Genomic DNA, 18,309 nt, shown 5'->3' with positions numbered 1-18,309 from the left:
GTCACATGACGCCCCCTGAAGCGCCCTTGGCGCAGCAGCTGCTCCGCCGGAAGCCCGTGGCCCAGATCATGGCCGAGAGCAGCGGCGACATCGAGGCGTTGCCGCCCGCGCTCGCAGAGGGGGCCGGGGCTACAGCGCAGGAGCGGTCCGGGCTGCATCTGAAGCGGTCGATCGGGCTGGTCCAGCTCTCCGCCATCGGCATCGGCGCGACCGTCGGCACGGGCATCTTCTTCGTGCTGAACACGTCCGTGCCGGAGGCCGGGCCCGCCGTCGTCGTCTCGTTCGTGATCGCCGCCGTGGCGGCCGGGCTCGCCGCGCTCTGCTACGCGGAGCTGGCCTCGGCGATCCCGGTCTCCGGATCCTCGTACTCCTACGCGTACGCCACGCTCGGGGAGGCCGTCGCCTTCGGGGTCGGGGCCTGCCTGCTGCTGGAGTACGGGGTGTCGGCGTCCGCCGTGTCGGTCGGCTGGGGGCAGTACCTGAACGAGTTCTTCCACGACGCCTTCGACTTCACCCTGCCCGACGCGATCGCCCAGCCGCCCGGGGGCGGTGGCTACGTGAACGTCCCGGCCATGGTCCTGGTGACCCTCTGCTGCCTGCTGCTGGTGCGCGGCACCAAGGAGTCGGCGACGCTCAACGCGGTCATGGTCGGGGTGAAGATCGTGGTGCTGCTGCTTTTCGTGGCGATCGCGTTCACAGGCTTCCACGCCGACAACCTGAGACCGTTCGCGCCGCTCGGCTTCTCCGGCATCAGCACGGCCGCGTCCAGCATCTTCTTCTCCTTCATCGGCCTGGACGCCGTGTCCACTGCGGGCGAGGAGGTGCGCGAGCCGCACCGGACGCTGCCGAGGGCCATCCTCATCGCCCTCGTCGTGGTCACCTCCCTCTACGTCGCGGTCGCGCTCGCAGCCGTCGGCGCGCAGAAGTGGACGCTCTTCGAAGGACAGCAGGCCGGCCTGGCGCAGATCCTGCGCGACGTGACCGGGCAGACCTGGCCCTCCATCATGTTCGCGCTGGGGGCGATCGCCTCGATCTTCAGCGTGACCCTCGTGGTCATCTACGGCCAGACCCGGATCCTGTACACGATGGGCCGGGACGGCATGCTGCCGCCCGCGTTCGCGTCCGTCTCGCCGCGCACCGGCACGCCGGTCTGGAACACGGTCGTGGTCAGCGTCGGCGTGGCGCTGCTCGCCGGCTTCGTGCCGCTCGACGTGCTGGCGGACCTGACCAGCCTGGGAACGCTGGTCGCCTTCACCGTGGTGGCGATCGGCGTCATGGTGCTGCGCCGCACCTACCCGGAGATGCCGCGCGGCTTCCGGGTGCCCGGCTATCCGGTCACGCCGCTGCTCTCGGTGGCCGCCTGTCTGTACGTCATCTCCGGCCTGCACCCGCTGACCTTCGGGTTCTTCGCGGCCTGGCTGGCCGGCGCCGCGGTGATCTACTTCGGCTACAGCATCAGGCACTCACGCCTGCGCGGCGCGGATCGGCCGGAGGCCGATCCACGCCGCGCGTGACCCCGAAGGGCCGGATCACCACTGGGTCGGGTCAGGGCAGCCAGCGGCCGGTCAGACCGGCGCCGAGGGCGGCGGTCAGGCTGCCGTCGGAGGTGTCGCCGTCCATGGACCAGACGAAGGTGCCGCGCAGTCCCTGCGCGCGGATGTACTGGCCCTTGATCCACAGCGAGAGCGGGTTGTCGTAGGTGTAGAAGGTGCCGGAGGCGGCGTCGTACTTGTAGGGCTCGTTGGCCGCCGGGTCCCAGAAGGTCTTGCCGGGGGCGGTGACGACCTGGTTGTAGTTCGGCGTGCCGCCGCCCGCGGTGGCGGGCTGGAAGAGGCCGTCGCCGCGCGGGCCGGGGGCCACGCCGGTCCAGGTGTGGGCGTAGTACGGCACCGCGAGGCCGATCTTGCTCGGCTTGACGCCGTGGCTCTCGTAGTACTGGACGGCCTGGGTGATGCTGAACCTGTTGTCGGCCGCGGCCGGGTCGCGCGGGTCCTGGGTCAGCGCGGAGGAGAGGTCGGTCGGTCCGGTCGCCTCCCAGGAGCCGTGGTAGTCGAAGGTCATGACGTTGAACCAGTCGACGACCTTGGCCAGCTTGCCGAGCTCCAGCTTGTCCGCCACCGCCGGGTTCGCCGAGGTGTTCGCGGTGAGCAGGTAGCGGGCGTCGTTCGCCTCACCGGCCGCGTCGAGCTGGGTGCGGAACTCCTGCATCAGCGCGGTGAAGTTCGGCGTGTCCTGCGGGCCGTAGGGGTTGCCGTTGCCGGGCTCGCCCGGGTACTCCCAGTCGATGGCGAAGCCGTCGAAGATGCCGGCGGCGGCCTTGGCGGGGAGGCCGGGGATGTTGCCGTTGACGTACTGGTCGATGCAGGAGGCGACGAACTTCTGCCGGGCCGCCGCGGTGGAGGCGACTCCGGAGAACTGTCCCGACCAGGACCAGCCGCCGATCGACATCACGATCTTCAGCTTCGGGTACTGCGCCTTGAGCTCGCGCAGCTGGTTGAAGTTGCCCAGCAGGGCCTGACCGGCGGCGTCGGCCTGACCGGTCACCGACTCGCTCGCGGCGAACGGGCGCTGGTAGTCGGCCCAGCTGTCGCCGCTGGCGCACAGACCGTCGGCGGAGATGTTGCTGAACGCGTAGTCGAGCTCGGTGAGGTGCTTGATCTCACCGCTGCTGATCAGGTTCTTCTCGAAGTTGCCCGAGTAGATGCCCCACTGGGTGAAGTACCCGATGAGCTGCTTCTGGTTCTGGCCGTAGTCGCCCGCCCGGTCGGCGGCGGCAGCGGACGCGGGGGCGGCGGCGTGTGCGGGCGCACTGCCGAGCAGTGCGGCGGCGCAGGCCGCGGCCGCGGTGGCGACGGCGGCGCGGCGGACGGAGGCGCGACGGATCGCTGGCATGGACTCTCCTCGACGGGATGCCTCAGGCAGGAGCGGAACGCTTGCGCGAAAAGGGAGGCTCGATCATTGGCATAGACCAATGAGAGGGAAGGTATAGGCCAATCTGGCGGAGGGTCAATGGTTTCGCGGGCCCACGCGGCAGTGCGTACACAGCCGGCGTGAGCCGGTCCGTCCCGCATGCGCCCGGGGTTCGTCCAGGCTTTAGGCTGACCCGGTCATGGGAAGCGCACTGCGTCGCGGCATCGGCCGCGTGTGGGGGCGGGTCTGCCGCGCCGCGCGGCTGCTGCGGGATGCCGCATGGGCCGCGCCGGACCGGCATGTCACCGTCGCCCCCCAACTGAGCCGGAGGGCACGCCTCGCCCTGGGAGCCTTCGGGATCATCGCCGTCGGGGCGCTGGCCGTGATGGCCGACTTCGAGCTGAGTGAACTGGTGCCCGGCAACCTCGCCTGGGCGCTCGCCGCGCTGCAGGTGCTGCCGCTGCTGCTCGTCGTCTCGCGTCCGCTGGCCGGCTGGCGGATCAGCGCCCTCGGGATGACCCTCGCCACCTTCGCCGAGGTGGGGCACGCGCCGACGCCGTTCTGGCCCTGGTCGGTCAGCTCCTGCTGCGCCTACGTGCTGCTGCTCTTCGTCACCGCCCAGCGCTACGGCCGGGACATCGCCGTCGCCGTCGACCTGCTCACCGCGGCCGCCGTGCTGCTGCCCGCGGTGCTCGTGGTCGACCTGCCGGTCGTCGTGCTCGCCGTCGCCGCCGTCGGCGTCACCCTGGTGCTGGTCCTGGGCGAGTCGATCCACTCCAGACTCGTGGCCGAACGCCATCTGGAGCAGGCCGAGCAGCAGCGCCGCGCCGGGCTGGCCCGGCAGGCCGTGCTGGAGGAGCGCAGCAGGATCGCCCGTGAACTGCACGACGTGGTCGCGCACCACATGTCGATGATCGCGATCCAGGCGGAGGCGGCTCCGTACAAGGAGCCCGACCTGCCCGAGCAGACCCGGCGCACCTTCGCCGCCATCCGTGAGGCCTCCACCACCGCGCTGACCGAGATGCGCCGGGTCATCGGGCTGCTGCGCGAGGAGGACGAGGGCGCGGAACGCGCGCCGCAGCCGGGCATCGACAGCATTCCCGACATGGTCCGCGCCGCCCGCCGGGCCGGCATGCAGGTCGACCTCACCCTGACCGGCGGGCCCGAGCGGCCCTCGACGGTGCTCGACGTCTCCGTCTACCGCATCGTCCAGGAGGCTCTGAGCAACGCGGGCCGCCACGCGCCGGGCGCGCACGTCGCGATCGAGGTGGACCGCAACGCCGACGGGGTACGGATCCACGTGGCCGACGACGGCTGTCCGGCCAGCACGACCGCGTCTCCGCCACCCGGTGGAAACGGCGGGCACGGCCTGACCGGGATGCGCGAGCGCGCCGCCCTGCTCGGCGGCACGCTGCGCGCCGGACGGCGGGCGAGCGGCGGGTTCGAGGTGACGGCTGTGCTCCCGATGGAGGGTGCGGTGCCGCCGATCGGTACGCAGCGTGGAGAATCGAGTACGAACGGGCCGGACGGGCTGCCGGACGGACCGGTGGACGGACAGGGGGAGCAGTGACACTGGCGGCGGGTGCGGGCGCGACGGGACCTCGGGCTGCGCAGACCACGGCTGCGGCGGCGGGGGCGGCCCGGGCCCGGGCGGCCGAGGCGGAATCCGCCGGGGCGGCGGCGAACCCGTCGGACGCGATCAGAGTCCTGCTCGTCGACGACCAGGAGATGGTCCGCGACGGACTGGGCGCCCTGCTGTCCACGGCTCCCGACATCGAGCTGGTCGGCGAGGCCGGCGACGGCCTGCGGGCGATCCAGCTGGCCCGCGAACTGCGGCCCGACGTCGTGGTCATGGACATCCGGATGCCGGGGATGGACGGCCTGACCGCGACCGGTTCGATCATCGAGCACGGCGGCGAGCAGGCGCCCCGCGTCCTCATCCTGACCACCTTCGACCTCGACGAATACGTGTACGAGGCGCTGGCGCGCGGAGCCAGCGGCTTCCTGCTCAAGGACGCCCCGGCCCGGGATCTGATCAACGCGGTCCGGGTGATCGCCGCGGGTCAGGCGCTGCTCGCGCCCTCGGTGACACGCCGTCTGATCGCGGACGTCGCACGCCGTCGCCGGGCAGGGAACCTGCGTCCGGAGGCGGTCTCCGCCCTGACGGCCAGGGAACTCGACGTGCTGCGGCAGGTCGCCAGGGGCCTGTCCAACTCCGAGATCGCCGACGAACTGGTCCTGTCCGAACAGACCATCAAGACGCACGTCGGACGGATCCTGGCCAAGCTGGAACTGCGCGACCGCACCCAGGCGGTCGTCTTCGCCTACGAACACGGCCTGGCGGGCGGCGACTGACCGGAGGTCGTGGTCACGGCGGCGCGGCGAGCCCCGGCGAAAGCGGCTGCGGCCGGTCGTGACGGCCTCCAGGTGGCCCCCTACCGGGGGAGGACGGGTGAACAACCCTCGAGTGTGACGACAGCGCGGGTCGTCCGTTCCTACGCTTGGCACCGTGACGACGACTCATGCCCGTTCGGGGGAAGTGCGACGAGCCGCCGCCCGCCTCTGGCTGCCACGCCAGCGAGCCGAGCAGCACGCCTCCGGCCGCCACGGCCCCGGCGGAACGGGTGACCCCTTCGCGCCGGAGGCGTTCCGCAGGCTGCCCTGGGCGTTCGCCGCACTCGCCTGCGCGACCTGGGCGTTCGCCTTTCCGTTGATCTCCAACCTCGCCTCGCAGCGTGCCTGGGGCTGGTCCGCCGGAGCGGGCTACGTGGTCGCCGGGCTCTGCGTCGCGCTGCTGCCGCGCTCGCGCGCGCTACGGGTGGCGGTGGCGACCGCCCTGGTCGGCGCGGTCGTCGTCCCGCTGATCCTGCTGCTGGCGCGGAGCGAGGCCCAGTCGGAGGTCTGGGTCGTCCAGGCGTCCGCCGACCGCCTGGTGCACGGCGGCAGCCCCTACCTGGCCCACCCCCACCATTACACGGGCTACACGCCCTACCTGCCGGGCATGGCCCTCTTCGGCTTTCCGCACCTGATCCTGCCGGGGTCGCTCGGCGACGCGCGGGTCTGGTTCCTGGGCGTCTTCCTCGTCGGCCTCGTCGCCACCTGGCGGCTGCTGCGCGGCGGGCCGATCGCCGTGCCCCTCGCACTCGTCGTCGCCTCACCGCTGGTCGCCCTCCCGGCGGCGGTCAGCGGCGTGGACCTGCCGATGATCGGCGGCTGCTGTGTGGCGCTGGCGCTGGCCGGGCAGGGCCACGGCCGCCGGACGGGGGTGGTGCTGGGCCTGGTCTGCGCGCTGAAGTGGACGGCCTGGCCGGCCGTGCCGGTGGCCTTACTGCTGCTGCGTCAGGTCGGCGGCCGTCGGCCCGCGCTGCGCGGGCTCGGCTGGACCCTGCTGGTGGGCGGCGCGCTGGTGCTGCCGTTCGCCGTCGCCTTCCACGGGGCGATGCTGGAACAGGTCGTCCGCTACCCGCTCGGCCTCTCCACCGTGAAGACCCCGGCCGGCAGCCCGCTGCCGGGCCACCTGCTGGCCCAGCTGGGCCCTGCCGGGCGGACGGCCTCCCTGGTCCTGTTCGGTCTGGGCGGGCTCGCCATCTGCGTCTGGCTGATGATCCGTCCGCCGCGTGACGCGAGGACCGCCTGCGACCGGCTGGCGCTGGGGGTGGCGACGGCCTTCCTGCTGGCCCCGGCCGGCCGCTTCGGCTACCTGCAACTGCCGGTCCTGCTGGTCCTCTGGCCCCGCCTCGCGCTGCGCAGCGGCCGTGCCCTCGCCCCGACCCCGGACGACGAGCACAGCGCGGAACCCTCACCCCCCACCGCACCCGTCGCCACCTCGCCCCCACGGCCCGCCCCACCCCCACCTGACCCGGCCCGGCGCTGCGCCGGCCCGGACCGCATGACCAGGACCCGGGACGGCAGGCCCAGCCCGCTGTGGCGCAAGCGGCTCGCCCGCCACCTGCGCGAGTGCGCGAACCGCGCGGCGCTCGGCTCGGACACTCGGCGTGGCCGCCGCGCACGAATCTGCCGCGTGCTGCTCGCCGTGGGACCCGAAGCCCACCTGACGCCGTCGCAGGCCCTCGCAGGTCAGGGCCTGCCCGCCGCCGGCCGCGCGCCGGTGCCGCCGACCACTCGCGTCCCGACCGCCGGGGACACGCCGTCGGGACGGCCCGGGCAGGTCGGAGGCCTCGTGACGCTGCTCCGGCTTCAGTTCGCCGTCCTGCTGCGAACGCTGCTGCGACGCAGGCCGCCGACGGGCCGCTCGTTCCGCCCGGGCCGGCCGCGCCGGCTCCGGCCCGTGGCCGGCCCGGGCGGGGGCGGACGCTGCGTCAACCCGAGGCGCGCCGCCGTTCGTCCCGCACGGCTTGTGCGGCCATGTCCGGACTCTCCCGAAGTGGTGGTCGCGCGCGGACGTCGTAAGGTCGTTCGAGGGCGATCGTCGGCTGAGGAGGAGGCGGCACGGTGGTGGAGAGCGGGGAGCGCGGTCTGCCGCGTCGGAGCGTGCTCGGGGCAGCCGCGGCCGTCGGGGCGGGGCTCGGGCTGGCGGGCTGTGAAGGGGGCAGCTCACCCAAGGCCGTGCATCCGGCGCACGCCGGTACCCCCGTGTCCGACGCCTCCGCGGGCGCCGCCGCGGAGCAGCGCAGGCCGGGCGCGGCCGACTGGCGCATATCCCGCCTCGGCGCTCCCGAGGACGTCGTGGGCTACGCGGACCGCGCCTCCGTGCGCCCGGGCGAGGCGGTCACGCTGCGGGTGTCGACCACGGCCCCCGGCTTCACCGTCTCCGCCTACCGCGTCGGCTGGTACGACGGCACCCAGGCCCGGCTGGTCTGGCGGTCCGGCCGCGTCGCCGGACACCAGCAGGCCGCACCCGTCATCGTGCAGCCCACCCGAACGGTCCAGGCGCGCTGGCAACCGAGCCTGACCGTCGACACCACCGGCTGGCCGGAGGGCGCCTACCTCTTCAGGCTCGACGCCGAGAACCACGCGCAGCGCTGGATCCCGCTGATCGTCCGCTCCGCCGACGCGCACGGGCGGGTGCTGGTCATGCACGGCACCGCGACCTGGCAGGCGTACAACACCTGGGGCGGCACCAGCCTCTACCAGGGCGAGGACGGCAGCTACGGGGCCCGCGCGCTCAAGGTCTCCTTCGACCGGCCCTACGACGACAACGGCGCCGAGAAGTTCCTCGTCTACGAGCGAGCCCTGGTCGTGCTCGCCGAACGGCTCGGCATCCCGCTCGCGTACACGACCGGCGTCGACGTCCACACCGACCCGTCCATCCTCGCCGGCGCGACGGCCGTGCTGTCGTTGGGCCACGACGAGTACTGGACCCCGCAGCAGCGCCAGGCCGTCACCAAGGCGCGTGACGCGGGCACGAACGTGGCCTTCCTCGGCGCGAACACCTGCTTCCGCCGCATCCGCGTCGAGGACGGGGGACGCACGGTCGTCTGCTACAAGACCGACTACCGCGACGACCCGGCCTACCTGCAGAACCGCGCGCTGACCACGACGGACTTCCGCTCGGGTCCGGCCGCCGACCCGGAGTCGTCCATGACCGGGGTCTTCTACGAGGGCTACCCGACGGACGCGCCCTACGTCGTGCACGCCCCCGACCACTGGCTCTTCGCGGGCACGGGCGTCCGGGCCGGGGACTCGTTCGCGCACCTGGTGGGCGTCGAGTACGACCGGGTGACCCCGAGCGCGCCCACGCCCAGGCCGATCGAGATCCTGGCCCACTCGCCCCTGGTCTGCAACGGCAACCACAGCCACTCGGACACCGCGTACTACACCGCCCGCAGCGGCGCGGGCGTCTTCGCCTCGGGCACGATGCGCTGGGTCGAGGGCCTGATGGCCGGCGGCCACGACGACGGCGGCGACCACGGCATGGACGCCCGCACGGCGGCGTTCGTCACCCGCACGACGGAGAACCTGCTCACCGCCTTCGCCCTGGGGCCGGCGGCGAACCACCGCCCCGAGCCCAGGGACAACGTGCAGTCGGTGTACGGGTGACGCCGGCTCAGGAGCCGGTGGCCTGCAGCAGTGCGCGCACCACGTAGCCGGCCGTGTCGACGCCGGAGGAGCCGCCCTGGACCACCGACGCGACGGCGATCTGGCCGTTGTAGGCCGTCATCCAGCCATCGGTGCCGCCGGTGACCTCGGCCGTTCCGGTCTTGGCGCCGACGCCGGAGAGATCGTTCAGCCGCGGGTAGCCCGTGCCGTAGGGGGCATAGGCGACCGCGTGCATCATCGTCTTCAGGTTCCTGTCGTCCGACGCGGACAACGAACCCGAGGCGGGCGTCTGCGGCTGGTCGGGCAGCAGGATCGGCTGGTGGAAGCGGCCGTCCTGGACGGTCGCGGCGACCGAGGCCATGACCAGCGGGCTGACCAGGTCGCCGCCCTGGCCCATGAAGTCGGCCGCGTTGTCGCTGCCGTTGGGGCTGGCGGGCACGGTGGGGTTCGCCGTCTGCACGTCGCCGCCGATCGACCAGTTGCCAAAACCGAAGACCTGCGTCGCCTCGTCGTGCAGGACGGAGCTCGGCGCCCCGCCCTGGACCAGGTAGTGGTAGCCGCCGTAGACGAAGGCGGTGTTGCAGGAGCGCGCGAAGTCCTCGGTCATCGTGGCGTTCGGCTTCTCCGGCACGTCGGCCTCGTTGGGGAAGACCTGCCCGCCCGCCGCCTGCGTCTTCATGCACTTGAGCGTGCTGCTGGGGGTGAGCGAGGTGTGGTCGAAGAGCGCCGCCGCGGTGATGATCTTCATGGTCGAGCCGGGCGGCAGTTGGGCGTTGATCGCCAGGTTCACGTTCGACGCCGTGTTGGCGATGGCGAGGATGTGCCCGTCGCTCGGCCGGATCACCACCACGCCGGTCGGCAGTTTCTGCAGGCGCGCGGCCGCCTCGGCCTGCTTCTGCAGCCGCGCGTCGAGCGTCGTCCTGATCGTGGAGGCCTTGGGCTGGGTGAAGACCGTCGCCGGGGCGACCGGTCCTCCGCTGCCGTCCACAACCTCCACACCGGTGCCGCCGTTGCCGCCGCTGCCGCTCGCGTGGGCCCGGATGCTGTCCAGGACGGCGGTCAGCGAGGGGGCGTTCGCAGGGGTCAGGGCGACGCCCTTGGCATCGGTGACGGTGACCGACGCGGCGTCCCCGGTGATCGCCCCGGCCTTGAGCGTCTGGCCGCTCTTCAGCTTCGGGAAGAGCACCGACGGGTCCCAGCGGACCGCCGTCTGGCCGTTGCTGCTCTGCAGGACGTCCAGCGTGCCCTGGTAGGTCCAGGTGCCGCCGGTCACCTTCGCGCTCGCCTGGAAGGTCACCGGAGTGGTGGGCGCGCTGGTGGAGACGCCGCCGCCCTGGTCGACCTGCGCGGTGGTCGGCGCGCCCGCGGTGATCGCGGTGAAGGTGACGCCGGTCAGCCCGAGCCCGTCGTGGTACGCCTGGAGCGCGGCCTCGGTGGTCAGCGGGGAGTCGGTGTCGTGGCCCGCGTCCGCGTAGCGCGTGGGGCCGGCCTGCCAGGACTGCAGGAAGGCGGTGGCCTGCTTCACCGCCGCGTCCGCCGTCGGCGCCGTGGTGGACAGCGCCGTCGGCTGGAACGTCGGCTTCGCGGACGGCCCCCCGCCGCCCGTGACGCCGTTGACGATGTTGTAGGCGCCGTACCCGGCGCCGCCCACCATGGCAGTCACCACCACGGCGACGGCCGCCTTGGCTCCACGGTTCACGTTCTTCCCCCCATCACATCGGGCCGCTCCGGCCCCGCTCGTGGGGGATCGTACGTGTGCGTCTGCTGCTACCGGAAGCCGCGCCGGTGAACCGTTATCCGAATCAGATCCAGGTGGGCCACCACATACGCCCGCGCCAGTCGTCGATCGGAATGACCTCGGCGTTGTAGAGGGGCAGGAAATAGAGGAAGTTGACCATAATCGCCAGCACCAGGACCCCGGCGCCGATTCCGCCCAGCAGGCGGCGGTCGCCGCGCGCCCGAGCCGAGCCGAGAATCGCGCCGATCATGAATGCGACGGCCAGCGCAAGATACGGCTCGAAATCGATGGTGTAGAAGAGGAAGATCGTTCGCTGCTGCCACTGGAACCACGGCAGATATCCCGCCGCGATGCCGCACACGATCGCCCCGGCCCGCCAGTCACGCCGGAACGCCCACCGGTACAGCGCGTAGACCAGCGCGAAGGTCGCCGTCCACCAGAGCAGCGGGGTGCCGATGCCCAGCACCTCGCTCGCGCACTGCGCGGCCGTGCAGCCGCTCTTCCCGGCCGTCGGCGACTCGTAGTAGAAGGAGACCGGCCGCCCGTTGATCAGCCAGCTCCACGGGTTGGACATGTAGGTGTGCGGGGTGTGCAGGGTGGTGTTGAAGTTCCAGATCTCCGAGTGGTAGTGCCACAGGCTCCGCAGCGGTGCCGGCACCCAGGTCATGTCGACCTGCGGCAGGTTGTGCAGCGGACCCCAGGAGTCCGGCGACAGCCCCTTGCGGCCGTCGGCCCAGGTGCGGTCGTACCCGCCGGTGGTGGCGAACCAGCCGGTCCAGGACGCGATGTAGGTCAGCAGCGCGACCACCACGACGGAGACGAACGCCCACGGCGCGTCGTGCAGCGCCGCCGTCAGGTAGGGCCGCCGGGCCCCGGCGGTCCGCCGCGCGGCCGCGTCCCAGAGAACCGTCATCACGCCGAAGAACGCGACGAACCAGAGCCCGTTCCACTTGGTCGCGCAGTCCAGCCCCAGACAGACGCCCGCCAGAAGCCGATACGGCCGCCAGCCCAGGCGTGCGGCGGCGGCCGCGGCCGCGTCCGGGACGGCGTCGGGACGGTCGGCGGTCGCGCCCACCAGGTCGGCGAGTCTGGCCCGGCTGCGGTCGCGGTCCAGCAGCAGCAGTCCGAAGGCGGCCAGCGCCCAGAACATGACCATCTGGTCGAGCAGGCCGGTGCGGCTCATCACGAGGTGGAGGCCGTCGACGGTCAGCAGCAGTCCGGCGACGCAGCCGAGCAGCGTCGAGCGGAAGAGGCGGCGGCCGATCCGGCAGACCAGCAGCACCGCGAGGGTGCCGAGCACGGCGACCATGAAGCGCCAGCCGAAGGGGTTCAGCCCGAAGAGCTCCTCGCCCAGGCCGATCACCCACTTGCCGGCCGGGGGGTGCGCGATGAACTCGGCGCCGGTGGGCGTCGGGATGTGCTGCGGGGTCTGCATGATGCCCGCGTTGGCGTTGTCGGCCCAGTTCCGCTCGAAGCCGTAGTGCCACATGGACCAGGAGTCCTTGGCGTAGTACGTCTCGTCGAAGATGATCGCGTTCGGCGTGCCGAGCTTCCAGAAGGTCAGCAGGCCCGCGAAGGCGGTGATCACGAGCGGGCCGATCCAGCCGGCCCAGCGGCACAGGAACGCCCACAGGGCGGGCGGCAGCGCGACGCCCATCCGTGCCAGCAGCGGCGAGGGCGCGCCGGTCGGCACGCCTCGGCCGTCGGGCATCGGCGGCACCAGCCGGTCGCGCAGCGACGTCCGCTCGGGGGCGCGGTAGCCGTACCTGCCGAGCCGGCGCTGCCAGGCCGTCAGCGGCATCCGCCGCCGCGGGCTCGCGCCGCCGGCATGGTCGTCCTCCCCGGATGCGGGGGAGCCGGCGGTCAGCGTGTCCGTCCTGTCTTCATCCACGCGAGCATCGTAGGGGCGGATCCTGTCCGCGCCAGCGGTGGCGCGTGATCCCGCTGGGGCGGGAGGGGCGGGGAAGGGGGAACTTGTCGCGATTTTCGTGACAAGTTCGCCGGGCGAGGGAGAGAGCGAGGGCGAGGGCGCGACGGCCGGGCGCGTGGCCGAGTGCGAGCTGCCTGGGCGTGGGCCAGGGCGGGGCGAAGGCAGCGCGTGCCGTGTTCGGTGGGGCCGGCTTGCCGTGTCGCCGTCGGCGTTCGAACCGCCGCCGCTACGCGATCACCCAGATGTCCCTTCCGTAGAAGCCTCTCGGCGCCGACCGGCGGGACGGCGGGTCCGTCGGCCGGCGGCGGGGGCGGAGGCGCGCAGGATGGGACGATGGGCGGGTGACAGGTCTACTCGTGCTGGCTGGAACCCCCATCGGTGACGTCGAGGACGCCCCGCCGAGGCTCGCGAAGGAGCTCGCGGAGGCGGACATCGTCGCCGCCGAGGACACGCGGCGGATGCGCAGGCTGGCGCAGGCGCTCGGCGTCGCGCCGACCGGGCGGGTCGTCTCGTACTTCGAGGGGAACGAGGTCGGCCGCACCCCCGAGCTGGTCGAGGCGTTGCGCGGCGGCGCCCGGGTGCTGCTGGTGACGGACGCCGGCATGCCCTCCGTCTCCGACCCCGGCTACCGGCTGGTAGCCGCCGCCGTCGAGGCGGGGGTACGGATCACCGCCGTGCCGGGTCCGTCCGCCGTGCTGACCGCGCTCGCCCTCTCCGGGCTGCCGGTGGACCGCTTCTGCTTCGAGGGCTTCCTGCCCCGCAAGGGCGGCGAGCGCGGTGCGCGCCTGCGGGAGCTGGGCGCGGAGCCGCGGACCATGGTGTTCTTCGAGTCGCCGCACCGGATCGAGGACTCGCTGACGGCGATGGCGCAGGCCTTCGGCGCGGAGCGCGAGGCGGCCGTCTGCCGTGAGCTGACCAAGACGTACGAGGAGGTCAAGCGCGGTTCGCTCGGCGAGCTCGCCGAGTGGTCGGCCGCAGGCGTCCGCGGCGAGATCACCGTCGTGGTCGCCGGGGCGCCGGCCGCCGGGCCCGCCGAGGTGGACGCGGCGGAGCTGGCCCGGCGTGTGGCGGTCCGCGTGGACGCGGGGGAGCACCGCAAGGAGGCCATCGCCGCGGTCGCGATCGAGGCCGGACTTCCGAAGCGCGAGGTGTTCGACGCGGTGGTGGCGGCGAAAAGCGCTCCCTGAGCGCTGGGCGTTCCCCGGGCATCCGCCGTGACCTGCCCCGACTTACGTCCGGAGCCAATCGGGCGTACGGTGACGGGACAGGCAAACAGCGGCTAAAGCCGCGCCCTCGAAACCCTCCCGGTAGGTCGCGGGCGCGTCAAAATGCACCAACTCTCCCCCAAGAATTCCCGGCCGAAGGCTCGCTGCCGCATTCCCCGGGAAAACATGAGGACGAGAAAGCCCCGGTTCGGGCGGACGCCCGCCGGGCCCTGGGAGAACGTCATGAGCGAAACCTCCGTGCCCACCCGCCGACAGCCCATGGAGCCGGTCCACGAGGCCTACTCCTTCGCCTGCCTGAACTGCGGATTCGTCTGGGAGCAGGCATACGAGATCGAACACAGCGTCGACTACAACGGCCGGATGGTCTACCGCTACCGGGCCAACGGCGTACCCGTGGCCTCGCCCCTGACGCACCCCGGCTGCCCCGGCTGCGGCGGTGAGCACGTCCGGATCATGGCCGCCGGGCGGGTCGCCACGGTCGCCGAGAACTGGCACCCGCACAAGCCGGAAGCCCACACCGAGGCCGACGCCGAGGCGACGGCGGAGCCGAAGGCGGAGACGCCCCCGCCGGCCGACCGGCGGAGGCACTTCCACCTGCCCTTCCACTGGCACCGCGACCGCTGACACGGTCCGCCTCAGCTCGCGGCCGCCTCAACTTCGCGGCGGCTCATGTCGCGGTCGGCGACGGCGGCGGTGAGGACGGCCGTGACGACGGCCGTGACGACGCGGTCGTCGTGGCCGGGGACGGCACATAGGCGCTCGCCGTCGCCGCCGAGGGAGACGCCGCCGCGGGAGACGGCGACGATCCGCTCCTCGCGGCCGCCGACGGCGACATCGCGCTCGTCGCTGTCGGCGACGGCGATACACAGTCCTGGGGCTGTGTGAACAGCGTGATCGCGGTGCCCGCCCTGAGCGCCCCCTCGGCGACCGGTTGCGGGTCCTGCGCCTCCACGGTCCCGACCGGGTCCGTCGCCACGCCGCAGACGTTGCCCGGCTGGTTGCTCACGTTCGTGAACCCCTGGTTCGCCAGGTCCGTGACGGCGTACGCCACCGGGCGGCCGACTTCGCTCGCGTAGGCCTTGCAGTCCGCCGCCTCCGCCGTCAGTCGCACCGTGCGGGTCGAGGCCACTGCCGAGCCGGCCGTCGGGCTCTGGCTGAGCACGCCGGTGACGCCGCGCGCGTTGCCCTCGCAGGTCAGCGTGGTCCTGATGGCGTCCCGGGAGAATCCGGCCGCGGTCAGGTCGTGCTCCGCCCGGCTCACCGTCTCGCCCACCACGCCGGGGACGGTCACCGTGACCGCCGCGTTCACGGTCGAGGTGTCGGAGGCCGAGGCGCCCGCGGCACCGGAGCCGGAGTCCGACCCGGACGCGTAGGGCGAGGTGGTCGCCGCGGCGCCGGTCGCGCCGAGGGTCGGCGTGCTGAGGCCGGCCGCGCCGTTGCCGCCTGCGTGGTCACGGGTCAGCGCCCAGACACCGGTGGCGAGCAGACCGAGCAGCAGGACCGCGGTCACCAGCACGGCGGTCCGTCGGCCCGCCCGGTTCCTCCCCCGCGCTCCGCCCGATGCCTGGGCCGGGGCGTTCACGGCGAACGACGCCGGCGCCGGGCCGAAACCGGGCAGCGGCGGGGTCGGCCGCTCCGATGCGGCGGCCGGTGTGAACAGGGGCGTCGTGGCGGTCGGCGCAGCGCCCGGCGTCGGCCCGGGTGCGGGTGTCGGCGGGATCGCCGGGGTCGGCGGGGGAGTGGGCGGCGGTGACGCCGCCGCGGTCGGGCCCGACAGGGAGCCGAGCCTGCTGGGGAACTCCGCCTCGACGCGTTCGATCATGCTGGTCAGCTCGACCGGCAGCCAGGTCTGCGTGGGCTCCGCGCCCTGGCCCGAGGCCTCCAGCAGGTCGAGCAGCGCGTCCGGTGTGGGGCGCAGGCTCGGTTCCTTCGCGAGACAGGAGGCGATCAGTCCGCGCACCGCGGCGGGAACCGTCTCCAGCTGCGGCTCCGCGTGGACGACCCGGTAGAGCAGGGCGGGCGTCGCCCCGTCGCCGAACGGCCCGTGGCCGACCGCCGCGTAGGCGAGCACCGCGCCGAGCGAGAAGACGTCGGTCGCGGGGGTGACCCGGCCGCCCTCGATCTGCTCGGGGGACATGAAGCCCGGCGAGCCGACGACGACCCCGGTGCGGGTCAGCTCCGTCGCCTCCATCGCCCGGGAGATCCCGAAGTCGATGACCCGCGGTCCGTCCAGCGCCAGCAGCACGTTGGACGGCTTGAGATCGCGGTGCACCACACCGGCCGCGTGGATCGCGGCCAGCCCCTCGGCCAGCCCGGCCGCCAGCGCGACCACCGACTCGACCGGCAGCGGCCCTCGCTCGCGGACCGCCTGGGCCAGAGTCGGCGCGGCCACGAACTCCGTCGCCAGCCACGGGGTGTCCGCCTCGGTGTCGGCGTCCAGCACCGCCACCGTGAACGCCCCGCCGACCACCCGCGCCGCCGCGACCTCCCTGGCGAACCTGGCCCTGAAGTCCGGGTCGTCGGCCAGCTCCGGCCGGATCACTTTCAGGGCCACCCGCCGCCCGCCCCGCGAACGGGCCAGATAGACCCTCCCCATGCCGCCGGCCCCCAGCCGCGCCAGCAGTCTGTACCCACCCAGTTGTTCCGGATCGCCGCCCTCGAGCGCCTGCATTCGCCCACCCCCTCGCCTGCCCAGAAGGCTTCCCTCTCACGCTGTGATCACTCGGGCGGAGGCACCCCCGGCGGCCGATACCATTGCGGCATGACCGCCGTCCAGAACCCCGGTAAGAGCTACTACGTCTCGACGCCGATCTACTACGTCAACGACCGCCCGCACCTGGGCCACGCCTACACCACCGTCGCCGGTGACGTGCTGACCCGCTGGCACCGCCAGCGCGGTGAGCAGGTGTGGTACCTGACCGGGACGGACGAGCACGGTCAGAAGATCATGCGCACCGCCGAGGCCAACGGCGTCTCACCGCAGGAGTGGTGCGACAAGCTGGTCGAGGAGGCCTGGAAGCCGCTCTGGGAGCACCTGGAGATCGCCAACGACGACTTCATCCGCACCACCGAGGACCGCCACACGGCCCGGGTGCAGGAGTTCGTCCAGGACCTCTACGACAAGGGCGAGATCTACCAGGGCGGCTACGAGGGCCCGTACTGCGTGGGCTGCGAGGAGTACAAGGCCCCCGGCGAGCTGCTGGACGGCGAGGGCGAGTTCGCCGGCCAGAAGATCTGCGCGATCCACAAGAAGCCGGTGGAGATGCTGAAGGAGGAGAACTACTTCTTCAAGCTCTCCGAGTACGGCCCCAAGCTGCTGGAGCTCTACGCCGCCAACCCCGACTTCATCCAGCCGGAGTCGGCGCGCAACGAGGTCGTCCGCTTCGTCGAGCAGGGCCTGCAGGACCTCTCCATCTCCCGCTCCACCTTCGACTGGGGCGTGCAGATCCCCTGGGACCCGAAGCACGTCATCTACGTGTGGGTGGACGCGCTGCTGAACTACGCCACCGCGGTCGGCTACGGCTCCGACCAGAGCAAGTTCGAGGCGACCTTCCCGGCCGACGTGCACCTGGTGGGCAAGGACATCCTCCGCTTCCACGCCGTGATCTGGCCCGCGATGCTGATGGCCAACGGTCTGCCGCTGCCCAAGCGCGTGGTCGCCAACGGCTGGCTGATGGTCGGCGGCGAGAAGATGAGCAAGTCCAACCTGACCGGCATCGCGCCGCAGGACCTGACGTCCCACTTCGGCGTGGACGCCTACCGCTACTACTTCCTGCGGGCGATCCCGTTCGGCACGGACGGTTCCTTCTCCTGGGAGGACTTCTCCGCCCGCTACACCTCCGAGCTCGCCAACGACTTCGGCAACCTCGCCTCGCGCGTGGCCGCGATGGTCGGCAAGTACTTCGGCGGCGTGCTGCCGGAGGCCACGGCGTCCGGCCCGGCGGAGGCCGCGCTGGCGGAGGGCCTGGCCAAGGCGGTCGCGGAGTCGGACGACAAGATCGGCGAGAGGCTGGACTTCGCCGGCGGCATCGCGGCAATCTTCGACTTCGTCAAGCAGGTCAACGGCTACCTCACCGAGCAGGAGCCGTGGAAGGTCGCCAAGGACGAGTCCGCGGAGGGCCAGGCGCGCCTGGCGACGATCCTCTACGCGGCGGCGGAGTCGCTGCGCGGCATCGCGGTTCTGCTGAACCCGGTCATGCCGCGGGTCTCCGGGCTGCTCTGGGACTCCCTCGGCGCGGAGGCCGTGCTGGGCGCGCTGCCCGCGCAGCGGATCGACGAGGCGGCTCGGTGGGGCGTGCTCCCCGCGGGCGTCACGGTGACCAAGGGCGAGATCCTCTTCCCCCGCCTCGAGGAGAAGAAGGCCGACTAGGTCCGGTCGCACCCGGCCAGAGGCGCGAGGCTCTGCTCGCGAAGTGCGTGCGCGACAAGCCACCCTGGGTGGTGGGTCGCCGGGCGAGCAGGGCCATCCGCCCGCGGGTGGTCGCTCGCGCACGCAGTTCACGAGC

Annotated in this window: 11 protein-coding genes; 7 read left to right on the top strand and 4 right to left on the bottom strand. The window is 72.7% G+C overall.

The features are described 5' to 3' along the window. Positions 1 to 5 precede the first annotated feature (5 nt). Entirely contained in the window at positions 6 to 1,514 is a 1,509-nt protein-coding gene (locus BS83_RS39550; protein WP_037608195.1) for an APC family permease, read from the top strand. Between the two features lie 31 nt (positions 1,515 to 1,545). Here BS83_RS39550 and BS83_RS39545 read toward each other — a convergent pair whose 3' ends face one another. Then, a complete protein-coding gene (locus BS83_RS39545; RefSeq protein ID WP_051945121.1) occupies positions 1,546 to 2,892 on the bottom strand; it encodes a glycoside hydrolase family 18 protein in 1,347 nt (448 codons plus the stop codon). Positions 2,893 to 3,109: 217 nt separating this feature from the next. Between BS83_RS39545 and BS83_RS39540 the strand changes: the two genes are divergently transcribed. The 3 genes from BS83_RS39540 (at position 3,110) to BS83_RS39525 (ending at position 8,910) form a co-directional block, all read left to right on the top strand. Beyond that, a complete protein-coding gene (locus BS83_RS39540) occupies positions 3,110 to 4,480 on the top strand; it encodes a sensor histidine kinase (RefSeq protein WP_051945118.1) in 1,371 nt (456 codons plus the stop codon). Positions 4,481 to 4,608: 128 nt separating this feature from the next. Next, positions 4,609 to 5,265, top strand: a complete 657-nt coding sequence (locus BS83_RS39535; RefSeq protein ID WP_408641111.1) for a response regulator — start codon at positions 4,609 to 4,611, stop codon at positions 5,263 to 5,265. 2,385 nt (positions 5,266 to 7,650) lie between these two features. Next, positions 7,651 to 8,910, top strand: coding sequence for a N,N-dimethylformamidase beta subunit family domain-containing protein (locus BS83_RS39525; RefSeq protein WP_037610958.1), 1,260 nt, complete (start codon positions 7,651 to 7,653; stop codon positions 8,908 to 8,910). Between the two features lie 7 nt (positions 8,911 to 8,917). Here BS83_RS39525 and BS83_RS39520 read toward each other — a convergent pair whose 3' ends face one another. Continuing rightward, a complete protein-coding gene (locus tag BS83_RS39520) occupies positions 8,918 to 10,609 on the bottom strand; it encodes a penicillin-binding transpeptidase domain-containing protein (protein WP_037608194.1) in 1,692 nt (563 codons plus the stop codon). A 103-nt stretch (positions 10,610 to 10,712) separates the two neighbouring features. Next, positions 10,713 to 12,449, bottom strand: a complete 1,737-nt coding sequence (locus BS83_RS39515; RefSeq protein ID WP_051945833.1) for a dolichyl-phosphate-mannose--protein mannosyltransferase — start codon at positions 12,447 to 12,449, stop codon at positions 10,713 to 10,715. A gap of 470 nt (positions 12,450 to 12,919) precedes the next feature. Between BS83_RS39515 and rsmI the strand changes: the two genes are divergently transcribed. Continuing rightward, on the top strand, positions 12,920 to 13,765 hold the full coding sequence (gene rsmI / locus BS83_RS39510; protein ID WP_037608192.1) for a 16S rRNA (cytidine(1402)-2'-O)-methyltransferase: 846 nt from the start codon (positions 12,920 to 12,922) through the stop codon (positions 13,763 to 13,765). 261 nt (positions 13,766 to 14,026) lie between these two features. Beyond that, on the top strand, positions 14,027 to 14,428 hold the full coding sequence (locus BS83_RS42645) for a hypothetical protein (protein ID WP_084714806.1): 402 nt from the start codon (positions 14,027 to 14,029) through the stop codon (positions 14,426 to 14,428). Positions 14,429 to 14,471: 43 nt separating this feature from the next. Here BS83_RS42645 and BS83_RS39500 read toward each other — a convergent pair whose 3' ends face one another. Further along, a complete protein-coding gene (locus BS83_RS39500; protein ID WP_051945109.1) occupies positions 14,472 to 16,475 on the bottom strand; it encodes a serine/threonine-protein kinase in 2,004 nt (667 codons plus the stop codon). Between the two features lie 90 nt (positions 16,476 to 16,565). Here BS83_RS39500 and metG point away from each other — a divergent pair, with 90 nt between their 5' ends. Further along, the gene (gene metG, locus BS83_RS39495) at positions 16,566 to 18,173 is read left to right on the top strand and encodes a methionine--tRNA ligase (protein WP_037608191.1); all 1,608 of its coding nucleotides are present in this window, start codon (positions 16,566 to 16,568) and stop codon (positions 18,171 to 18,173) included. The last annotated feature ends 136 nt before the right edge of the window (positions 18,174 to 18,309 follow it).

The sequence above is a fragment of the Streptacidiphilus rugosus AM-16 genome, from assembly GCF_000744655.1.
Lineage (GTDB): Bacteria > Actinomycetota > Actinomycetes > Streptomycetales > Streptomycetaceae > Streptacidiphilus > Streptacidiphilus rugosus.
The sequence above is the reverse complement of the archived record's forward strand: the minus strand, read 5'-3'. Positions and strand labels throughout refer to the sequence as shown.

Excerpts from the sequence above, each read along its gene's own strand:
- metG (WP_037608191.1), top strand. The coding sequence starts at position 16,566 with ATGACCGCCGTCCAGAACCCCGGTAAGAGCTACTACGTCTCGACGCCG.
- BS83_RS42645 (WP_084714806.1), top strand. The coding sequence starts at position 14,027 with ATGAGCGAAACCTCCGTGCCCACCCGCCGACAGCCCATGGAGCCGGTC.
- BS83_RS39550 (WP_037608195.1), top strand. The coding sequence starts at position 6 with ATGACGCCCCCTGAAGCGCCCTTGGCGCAGCAGCTGCTCCGCCGGAAG.
- BS83_RS39500 (WP_051945109.1), bottom strand. The coding sequence starts at position 16,475 with ATGCAGGCGCTCGAGGGCGGCGATCCGGAACAACTGGGTGGGTACAGA.
- BS83_RS39545 (WP_051945121.1), bottom strand. The coding sequence starts at position 2,892 with ATGCCAGCGATCCGTCGCGCCTCCGTCCGCCGCGCCGCCGTCGCCACC.
- BS83_RS39515 (WP_051945833.1), bottom strand. The coding sequence starts at position 12,449 with ATGCCGCTGACGGCCTGGCAGCGCCGGCTCGGCAGGTACGGCTACCGC.
- BS83_RS39540 (WP_051945118.1), top strand. The coding sequence starts at position 3,110 with ATGGGAAGCGCACTGCGTCGCGGCATCGGCCGCGTGTGGGGGCGGGTC.